This is a genomic window from Jiangella rhizosphaerae (assembly GCF_003579925.1).
Lineage (GTDB): Bacteria > Actinomycetota > Actinomycetes > Jiangellales > Jiangellaceae > Jiangella > Jiangella rhizosphaerae.
This window is the reverse complement of the sequence record NZ_QUAL01000233.1, coordinates 1-1189: the sequence shown is the minus strand read 5'-3', so window position 1 is coordinate 1189 and position 1189 is coordinate 1. Positions and strand designations below refer to the sequence as shown.

Here is a 1189-nt window from a genome sequence, read left to right as displayed (position 1 = left end):
GCTGGGGTAATCCTCGTGATGGCCCCCGAATCACGGCGAAATCTCACCAGGTGGACGCCCCACGACACCAACGCCACACAGAAGCCGGCCAGACGTCCCGGCGTCGTCGCCGCTCTTTCCCCGTCCCCCTGATAGCTGCCCGTTCTTAGCCGCGGGCGCGCGGGTCAAGTCCAAGGCCCCCAACCACAGCGAGGAGCACACAGTCAGAGGCCGCGGACTTGAGGCGCGCGTGCGCGGCCAAGACAATCGGGCAGCAGGGGGACGGGGCCAACGCGGCAAACTCAGAGGCCAACGCGGCCGGAGGACGGCCCCACACGTGGCAAACGAAGCCCCGACACAGCGGAACGACCATGAGGCGCCCCCAGGTGGGAGCGCCTCATGGTCGTTCGGAGAACAGCGTCAGCGGCGGGCGACCTTGCCGGCCTTGAGGCACGAGGTGCAGACGTTCAGCCGCTTCGGGGTGCCCCCGACGACCGTCCGCACGGTCTGGATGTTCGGGTTCCAGCGACGCGGGGTCCGGCGGTGCGAGTGCGAGATCGAGTTGCCGAAGCCCGGGCCCTTGCCGCAGACATCGCAGGTGGCAGCCACGGAGACTCCTACTGAGACGGATTGGAAGACGACATGTGGTGTTGCTCGGACCTGAATTCCGGTCCGAACAACCGCCCCAGGGTACCGGTCCGGCGGTCCGAGAAACAAACCGGCGCGGGGTAGTCTCGCCAGGTGCCACCGGTTCCCGACGCCGAGATCGTGCTGCGCTGGTGCCGCGCCGGCTTGGACGCGCTCGCGGCGGCCAGGGAAGAGATCGACGCGCTGAACGTCTACCCGGTGCCCGACGGCGACACCGGGACCAATCTCTACCTCACCGTCGAGGCCGGGTTGGAGCAGGCCGAGGCGGCGCCGCCGGAACTGGGCGGCACCGCCGAGGCCATGGCCCGCGGCGCCCTGCTCGGCGCCCGCGGCAACTCCGGCATCATCGTCGCGCAGATGCTGCGCGGGGTGGCCGACGTGCTCGCGCGGCCGGGGACGACGCTCGCCGACGGCACCGCCCTGGCCGAGGGGCTCGACCGCGCGGCCGACGAGGCGCGACGAGCCGTCGCCGAGCCCGTCGAGGGCACGATCCTCAGCGTCGCGCGGGCCGCCGCCGACGCCGCCAGGCACCGGGCGGCCCAGCCGGCCCCGACCCTCCCGG

The 1189-nt window shown here is 71.9% G+C and carries 2 protein-coding genes; one reads left to right on the top strand and one right to left on the bottom strand.

All coding sequences use genetic code 11. The annotated features are described in order from the left end of the window. Nucleotides 1-399: 399 nt before the first annotated feature. Nucleotides 400-588: a 50S ribosomal protein L28 gene (gene rpmB, locus DY240_RS22690; RefSeq protein WP_046771409.1), complete on the bottom strand. Its 189-nt coding sequence runs from the start codon at nucleotides 586-588 to the stop codon at nucleotides 400-402. Between the two features lie 132 nt (nucleotides 589-720). On the opposite strand from rpmB, the gene DY240_RS22685 reads away from it, so the two are divergent. Further along, on the top strand, nucleotides 721-1189 hold a 469-nt coding region (locus tag DY240_RS22685; RefSeq protein ID WP_119662073.1), incomplete at its 3' end, for a DAK2 domain-containing protein.